Below are 8073 nucleotides of genomic sequence, written 5' to 3'. Positions count from 1 at the left end.
CTCAGTGGGGGGATTTTCACCCATTGAGGTGTCCGGGGTCATTAGACCAGCGCACTCGATCTGGAGAGCGCTGCAAGACTCAAGGCAAGCACCTATCAGCCTTTACGCGATGCCCTGCCAAGCGCCAGCGATCGGGCCTTCAGCTACCCCACACCCTCTGAGCCTGCGGCGCTTCAGCGAGAATGGCTTCAACCGCCACCCCCACCTCCTCAACTCGCCACGCCGCCCCCTTGTCCCGCGTCACCCCGGTCCTCCACCCATCCCCCAGCGAAATCCGCCCGCCCTGGCTTTCGAACACCTGCCCGGTGACCTGGCCAGACAGCTCGCTACCCAGCCACACCACCAGCGGCGCGACATTCTCCGGCGCCCAGGCGTCGAAGCTGCCATCCTCGGGAGGCTTGACCACCTCCGGCATGGCGCTTTCGGTCATGGCCGTGCGCGCTGCCGGGGCCAGGGCATTGGCGGTGACGCCATAGCGCGCCAGTTCCGCCGCCTGGACCAGGGTCAGCGAGGCGATGCCGCCCTTGGCCGCCGCGTAGTTGGACTGCCCTATCGAGCCCTGCAAACCGGCCCCCGAGCTGGTATTGATGATCCGCGCCGCCACCGGGGTGCCGGTCTTGGCCAGGTCGCGCCAGCGGCGGCCGAGGATATTGGCCAGGCAGTAATGCCCTTTGAGGTGCACGCGCATCACCAGATCCCAGTCCTCCTCGGACAGGCTGATGAACATGCGATCACGCAGCACTCCGGCGTTGTTGACCAGCACATGCACTTCGCCAAAAGCCGCCAGGGCGGCGTCGACAATGCGCTGGGCGCTGTCGAGGCTGGTGATGTCGTCGCTGTTGGCGATGGCCCGACCGCCTTTGCTGCAGATCTCCCCCGCCACATCCGCCGCTGCTTCGGCGCGGATGTCGTTGACCAGCACATTGGCCCCTTCGGCCGCGAAGGCCAGGGCGTAGGCGCGGCCCAGCCCGCCGCCGGCACCGGTGATGATCACCGTGCGGCCATTGCAGATACCCATGGTCTTTCCTCCCGTCACAAGCGTTCGATGATGGTGACGTTGGCCTGGCCGCCGCCCTCGCACATGGTCTGCAAGCCATAACGGCCTCCGCTGCATTCCAGTTCGTTGAGCAGCGTGGTCATCAGCCGCGCACCGGTGGCCCCCAGCGGATGGCCGAGGGCGATGGCGCCGCCATTGACGTTGGTTCGCGCCGGGTCATAGTCCAGTTCCTTGGCCCAGGCCATCACCACCGAAGCGAAGGCCTCGTTGATCTCGACCCGGTCGATATCGCCCATGCCCAGTCCGCAGCGCTGCAGGGCTCGGCGGGTGGCGGCGATGGGTGCGGTGAGGTGCCAGATCGGATCGTCGCCGAGCACCGTCAGGTGATGGATGCGGGCCCGTGGGGTCAGGTCGTAGCGCTTGAGCGCCGCCTCCGAGACCACCAGCAAGGCCGCCGAGGCGTCGCAGGTCTGGCTCGACACCGCAGCAGTGATCGACGGGAAGCGCGGGTCCACCGCTTGCAGTTCGGCCATTTTCGCCAGGCTGGTGTGACGCGGCGTCTCGTCCTCGACCAGCCCCGCGCAGGCGACGATTTCCCGTGCCAGGCGCCCGCTGTCCCGGGCCGCCAGGGCACGCCGATGGCTTTCCAGGGCGAAAGCCTCCATCTGCTCGCGGCTGATGCCCCAGTGGTCGGCGATACGCTGCGCTGCGTAGAACTGGTCTACCGGCTGGCTGCCGAAACGCTGGCGCCAGCCCTCGCTGCCGGAAAATGGATCCGGATAGCCCAGTGGCTGACCGGCAAGCATGGCCGACGAGATCGGAATCCGCGTCATGCTCTGCACGCCGCCCACGGCAATCACGTCCTGGGTTCCGCTCATCACCGCCTGGGCGGCGAAATGCACGGCCTGTTGCGACGAACCACACTGGCGATCGACCGTGGTCCCCGGCACCGACAGCGGCAACCCGGCGGCCAGCCAGCTGGTACGGGCGATGTCCCCGGCCTGGCCGCCGATGGTATCGACGCAACCGAAAATCACGTCGTCATAGTCTTCGGCGGGAATGGCGTTGCGTTGCACCAGGGCTTTCAGCACCTGGGCACCGAGGTCGATGGGATGGACCTCGGACAGCGCGCCCTTGCGCTTGCCGGTGGGGCTGCGCAGGGCGTCGACGATATAAGCCTCGGGCATGGTTCAGTCCTCGAAGGTATGGCCCGGCCCCAGCCGGGTGCCGTCGGCGAACAGGAAGTCGCCGACACGGGATTTGTGCACACCGCGATCGCCCCAGGACGAATCCAGGGCCCAGGCGCGCTTCATGAACATCTGCAGGTCGACTTCCCAGGTGTACCCCATGGCGCCATGCACCTGGATGCCCTTGCGCGCCGCGATCCAGCTCGCCTCGCAGCAGGCCAGGCGCGCCTGCGAAACCCACAGCGAGGCCGAACCGTCACCCCGGGCCAGGCCATGGGCGGCGCGGTACAGCACCGGCTTGGCCTGCTCGATATGCCGGGCGACATCGGCCAGATGGTGCTTGACCGCCTGGAAGCTGCCGATCGGCTTGCCGAACTGCTTGCGCTGGGCCACGTAGTCCACCGCCAGGTCGAGCATGCGCTGGGCCAGGCCCAGCAGTTGCCCGGCCACCGACAGCGCCCCGCGATCCAGCAGGTGCGCCTGCAAGGCTCGGCCCTGTTCGCCCGAGGCAACCAGCGTGGCAGCGGATGGCTGCCAACTGACCCGACCGAGGCGGCGCGAGGCATCGATGCTGCGTTCGCCCTGCACATCCACCTGCGCCCGTGGCACCAGGTGGATTTCGTCGCCGTGGGTCAGGATCAACACCTCGGCCAGTTGCGCATCGCCGACCAGCGGATTGACCGGGTGCCCGATCGCCAGGCGCAGGCTGCCTTCGGCGATGCGTGGCAACAGTTCGGCGCGGGCGCGATGCCCCGGCTCCAGCGCGCGCAGCAGGCCGACGGCGACATAAGCGGTATCGGCCAGGGAATCGGGAATGGCGTAGTAGCCCAGTTCCTGGGTCATCAGCGCCCAGGCCACATCGTCCATGCCCAGGCCGCCGTCTTCCTCGGGAATCGACAGTGCTGTCAGGCCCTGGGCGGCGATCTTGTTGCGCAGGTCCGGCGAGCGACCAGCATCGGTCTCCCAGATTTCCCGGAGCATTTCCGGGGCGGCCTCGGTCATCAGGAAACGGCTGATGGCCTCGCGGAACGCCAGTTGGTCATCGGTAAAAGTGAAGTCCATGGCCGCTCCTTACTTCGGCAGGCCGAGCATGCGCTCGGCGATGATGTTGCGCTGGATCTCGTTGGTACCGGCGTAGATCGGCCCCGACTGGGCGAACAGGAAGCCCTCAAGCCAGCCGGCCGCTTCGCCATCACGCAGCTCGCCACTGGCACCCAGCAGGCGCATGGCGGTTTCGTGCATCTTCAGGTCGAGCTCGGACCAGATGATCTTGTTGATGCTCGACTCGGCGCCGATGGTTTCGCCCCGGGCCAGGCGGCCCACGGTGTGGTAGGCGGACAGCGCGTAGGCCTCGGCGCCCATCCAGCACTCCAGCACCGCATCACGCAGCCCCGGATCGCGCTCGACGGCCTGCTGCTCGGCCTTGAACAGTTCCACCAGCTTGCGCGCGGTGTGCTGGAAGCGGGCCGGCGAGCGCAGCAGCAGGCCGCGCTCGAAGCCGGCGGTGGCCATCGCCACCTGCCAGCCCTGGCCCTCGGCACCGATCAGGTTGCCCAGCGGCACCCGCACATCGTCGAAGAACACTTCGGCGAAGGCGTCCTTGCCGTTCAGCGCCTTGATCGGGCGAATGCTCACCCCCGGCGCGTCCAGCGGCACCATCAGGAACGACAGGCCATGGTGGCGGGTCGAGCCCGGTTCGCTGCGGAACAGGCCGAACAGCCAGTCGGCGAAGATCGCCCGGGTCGACCAGGTCTTCTGGCCGTTGATCACATAGTGGTCACCCTCGCGCACCGCCTTGCTGGTGATCGCCGCCATGTCCGAGCCGGCGTTCGGCTCCGACCAGCCTTGCGCCCACATGTCGAGGCTGGCGGCCATGCGCGGCAGGAAGCGCTGCTTCTGCTCCTGCGTGCCGAACTCCATCAGGGTCGGGCCGAGCAGCAACTGGCCGTTCTGGTTGACCCGCATCGGTGCTCCGGCGCCGTAATACTCTTCCTCGAAGATCAGCCACTCGATCAGGTCGCAGCCGCGCCCGCCCAGTTCGGCCGGCCACATGACCATGGACCAGCGGCTGTCGAACAGCTTCGCCTCCCAGGCGCGGTGTTGTTCGAAGCCCTCGCGGGTGTCGTAGCTGGCCAGTGGTTCCCTGGGCAGGTTGTCCGCCAGCCAGGCCCGCACCTCGGCGCGGAAGGCTTGTTGCTTGGGGGTATAGGTGAGTTGCATGGCGTCTCCTCAGAACCGCGCCTGGCGTTTTTCGACGAAGGCCCGGCGGGTTTCCGCCGAATCCGGGCTGCTGTAGGCCTGCAAGGTGAAGCCCTGCTCCCAGCGGTACTTGTCTTCCAGGTTGCCGTCCTCGATACCGTTGAGGGCTTCCTTGGCGATGCGGATCATTCCCGGGCTCTTCGCGGCGATGCGCGCGGCGATCTCCAGGGCGGTGTCGCGCAGTTGCTCCTTGCTCACGATGCGTTCGATAAAGCCGTACTGCATGGCCACGCGGGCGCCGATCGTGTCGCCGGTGAAGAACAGGTAGCGCACCTTCTGCAGCGGGAACAGCCGTTGCAGATGGGCACCACCGCCCATGGCGCCACGGTCCACTTCAGGCAGGGCGAAGCTGGCACAGTCGGCGGCAACGACGATGTCCGCCGCGCCGGTGATGCCGATGCCGCCTCCCAGCACAAAGCCGTGCACCGCGACGATCACCGGCACCGGGCAACGGTGCACGGCCTTGAAGGTGGCGTAGTTGCCGGCGTTGACCGCGACGATGCGCTCGGGATGGGCGTCCAGTTCCTTGATATCGACCCCGGCACAGAAGCCACGGCCTTCGGCACGAATGACGACGACACGGACCTCGGGATCGACGCCAAGGCGCTCGATCTCATCGGCCAGGGCCTGCCATTCCAGGCTGTCGAGGGCATTGACCGGGGGTTTGGCGATCACCAGTTCGGCGATCCCCTGCTGCAAACGGGTGCTGAATGCCTGAGTCATAGCGGCTCCATAGTACTTATTGTATTAATTTCCGATTCAACGACGGCGCGTCGCGACAGCAGCGCCTCCAGGCACGCCTCGGCCTCGCGGGCGATGCCTTCGATCACCTGCTGGCAATCGAGCAGTTCGCCGATGGCCGCCGCCACCTGGCCGCTGGGCAGGATGCCTTGGTCGGGCAGGCCATCGACCATGGAACGCTGCAGCAGCACCGGCTGGTTGGCCGCCATGACCACCTCGGACAGCGCCGCCGGATCTTCGCGTACGGCACGCAAAAACACCGCCGCCATATGACCCAGGCTCATGCCGGTGTGCTGCTTCCACTGCCAGGCGCTGCCCAGGGCGATGCGCAGGCGGCCAAAGGGACCGGCCTGTTCCAGGCGATTGATAAAGGGGTTTTCGATCATCCGGTGGCGCATGCCGTCCACCGCCTTGCTGACCCGCACCTGCTGCGGATCGTTGACCTTGAGGTAGCGCTCAAGCGTCGCTGCTGGGGTCGGCGATTCCCGGGTCATGAGAAAGCGCGTGCCCATGGCGATACCCGCCGCCCCGGCCGCCAGCGCCGAGGCCAGGCCGCGTCCGGTGGAAAAACCGCCGGCGGCGATCACCGGCACGCGTACCGCGTCCAGCACCTGGGGCAAGAGGATCGAGCTGGGCACGCCACCGGTATGCCCGCCGCCCTCACCGCCCTGAATGGTGATCAGGTCGGCGCCCAGTTGCTCGGCCTTGAGCGCGTGCTTGAGCGCGCCCACCGTGGGAATGCACAGCACATTGGCCGCCTTGAAGCGGGCAATGGTCTTCTGGTCCGGACCGCGACCGTAGCTCACCGCCCGCAGCCGGTAGGCGATGGCCAGGTCGACGCATTGCGCGGCGTTGTCCTGGAACATATGGAAATTCAGGCCGAAGTTGCTGCCACCGGTGGCCTCGATCACCTTGCGGATCTCGCCTTCCAGCTCGGCGGCCGGGATGGTCGCCCCGGCCAGGAAGCCAAAACCACCGGCGCGGGTGCTGGCGGTGACCAGCCCGGCATCGGCGACCCAGCCCATGGCGGTCTGCACGATCGGGTAGCGGCAGCCCAGGGCCGTCGTCAAGGGTGTAGCCAGCCAGCCGCTCATGCGCCCTCGCCTCCGGCGGCGGCCGCCTGCTTGTTGGCCTGGGCCATGCCCTTGGCATCGAAGCCGCCGAGCTTGTCGCCGGACAACAGCTCGTTGTGGGCATGGGCGAAATGGTGCCAGGCAAAGGCCGCGTCCATGGCACTGCGCTTGCCCTGCAGGTCCTCGACGTGATTGATCGCCTGCTTGGTCAGGGCCAGGCCCATGCGTGGCTGGCGGGCGATGCTGGCGGCCATGGCATAGGTCGCCGCCTCCAGCTCGTCGCGCGCCACCACGCGGTTGAGCATGCCCATCTGGTAAGCACGGGCCGCACTCATGCGCTCGCCGCAGAACAGGAATTCCTTGGCGATACGCGGGTTCAGCTCATAGGGATGGGCGAAGTACTCGACCCCCGGAATGCCCATGCGCACCACCGGGTCCTGGAAGAAGGCGTCCTCGCTGGCGACGATCAGGTCGCAGACCCAGGCCAGCATCAACCCGCCGGCCACGCAGGCGCCCTGGACCATGGCGATGGTCGGCTTGGGCAGTTCGCGCCAGCGCCGGCACATGCCCAGGTACACCTCCTGTTCGCGGGCGTACAACTGCTCGGCCCCGGGCTTGTTGGTGTGGTCCCACCACAGATGGGCACGGGGGAAGGATTTGTCGATATCCCGACCGGGCGTACCGATATCGTGCCCCGCCGAGAAATGCCGGCCGTTGCCACGCAGGACGATGACCTTGACCGCATCGTCGTCCACCGCCCGGCGCAGGGCGGCGTCGAGGGCGTAGGTCATCTGCGAGTTCTGCGCGTTGTTGAAGTTGGGCCGGTTCAGGGTGACGCTGGCGATGCCCTCGGCGACGCTGTAGAGCACCGGGGTATCGGTCTCGTAGGCCGACTGGTCGTGGCGGACGACGAATTCGCTGTCGTGGTTGTGCATGCTCGCGCTCCTCGTCTCAGGCGGCCCGGATGCCGGGCGGATTGCCTTTCAGCGCACTGGCGCGCAGGCCGTGGGGGTCGAGACGGCGAATGATCGCCAGTTGCTCGGCCGTTGGCCGGGCGGTTTCGCCCAGGTCCGGCGCCTGGAGCAGCGGGAAGCCGGTGTTGTCCTGGACCTGCTCGAAACTCACCCCCGGATGCAGGCTGCGCACCCGCGCGGCGCGGTCCGGGCCGTCGTAGTCCATGACACACAGGTCAGTGACCACCCGGCGGATATCCATCAGGTCGCGGCGCGCCCCTTCTGGCCAGCGTTCGGCCTTGAAGCCGACGCCGGAGACCATGTCCACCTCGCCGCTGACGAACACCCGGGTGTTGTGGCTGGGGACGAAGAACGAATTGAGGTGGTTGATGCTGTTGCCCGGCAGGCCGCGCACGCCGAGCATGGCGATCTTCGGCTGCTGGTAGTCGCCGACGCAGGACAGGTTGGTCTGGCCCCAGCGATCGACCTGTGTCGGCCCGATCATGGCGTGGCGGCGACCGCCCCAGACGCACTCGAAGACCCGTTCGAAAGACAGGTAGCCCGAGTAGCGCGGCTGCTCCGTGCGGGCGCCGAGGGGCACCGGTTCCTCGACCAGGAAGGCTTCGCTGTCGGTCATCAGCAGCTCCGGGCTATGGCTGAGCTTGGCCAGGCTGGCGCCCAGGCGCGGAATCACCCCGAGGCCCGAGGCAATGACCTCGCCATTGCCGCGCCAGGCCTCGGAGGCGGCGACGATCAGCAGTTCGGCGAGGGTGAAATCACAGGTGGTGGGCATACTTCGCTCCTCATAACGCTCGATTTGGTGCGCGCGCCCCCTGTGGGAGCTGGCTTGCCAGCGATTGCAG

Annotated in this window: 8 protein-coding genes; all 8 read right to left on the bottom strand. The window is 67.4% G+C overall.

The window, feature by feature from the left end; genetic code table 11:
• Nucleotides 1-139: 139 nt before the first annotated feature.
• Genes ACODSK_RS31815 through ACODSK_RS31780 form a run of 8 tightly spaced genes read right to left on the bottom strand, consistent with a single transcriptional unit; the run spans nucleotide 140 to nucleotide 8003 of the window.
• A complete protein-coding gene (locus ACODSK_RS31815) occupies nucleotides 140-1018 on the bottom strand; it encodes an SDR family oxidoreductase (protein ID WP_489022011.1) in 879 nt (292 codons plus the stop codon).
• A 14-nt stretch (nucleotides 1019-1032) separates the two neighbouring features.
• A complete protein-coding gene (locus tag ACODSK_RS31810) occupies nucleotides 1033-2184 on the bottom strand; it encodes an acetyl-CoA C-acetyltransferase (RefSeq protein ID WP_489022009.1) in 1152 nt (383 codons plus the stop codon).
• A gap of 3 nt (nucleotides 2185-2187) precedes the next feature.
• A complete protein-coding gene (locus ACODSK_RS31805; RefSeq protein WP_489022007.1) occupies nucleotides 2188-3246 on the bottom strand; it encodes an acyl-CoA dehydrogenase family protein in 1059 nt (352 codons plus the stop codon).
• Between the two features lie 9 nt (nucleotides 3247-3255).
• Complete coding sequence (locus ACODSK_RS31800; protein ID WP_489022005.1) at nucleotides 3256-4404, bottom strand: acyl-CoA dehydrogenase family protein; 1149 nt, start codon at nucleotides 4402-4404, stop codon at nucleotides 3256-3258.
• Between the two features lie 9 nt (nucleotides 4405-4413).
• Nucleotides 4414-5166, bottom strand: a complete 753-nt coding sequence (locus tag ACODSK_RS31795) for an enoyl-CoA hydratase family protein (protein ID WP_489022004.1) — start codon at nucleotides 5164-5166, stop codon at nucleotides 4414-4416.
• Nucleotides 5163-6278, bottom strand: a complete 1116-nt coding sequence (locus ACODSK_RS31790; RefSeq protein WP_489022002.1) for an NAD(P)H-dependent flavin oxidoreductase — start codon at nucleotides 6276-6278, stop codon at nucleotides 5163-5165. Before ACODSK_RS31790 ends, ACODSK_RS31795 begins: the two co-directional genes overlap by 4 nt.
• Nucleotides 6275-7192 (bottom strand): enoyl-CoA hydratase, encoded by a 918-nt coding sequence (locus ACODSK_RS31785; RefSeq protein WP_489022000.1) that lies wholly within the window; start codon nucleotides 7190-7192, stop codon nucleotides 6275-6277. Before ACODSK_RS31785 ends, ACODSK_RS31790 begins: the two co-directional genes overlap by 4 nt.
• Nucleotides 7193-7208: 16 nt before the next feature.
• A complete protein-coding gene (locus ACODSK_RS31780; RefSeq protein WP_489021999.1) occupies nucleotides 7209-8003 on the bottom strand; it encodes a CoA-transferase subunit beta in 795 nt (264 codons plus the stop codon).
• Between the last annotated feature and the right edge of the window lie 70 nt (nucleotides 8004-8073).

Source organism: Pseudomonas sp. FG98 (genome assembly GCF_057808595.1).
This window is presented reverse-complemented; position numbering and strand designations above follow the sequence as displayed.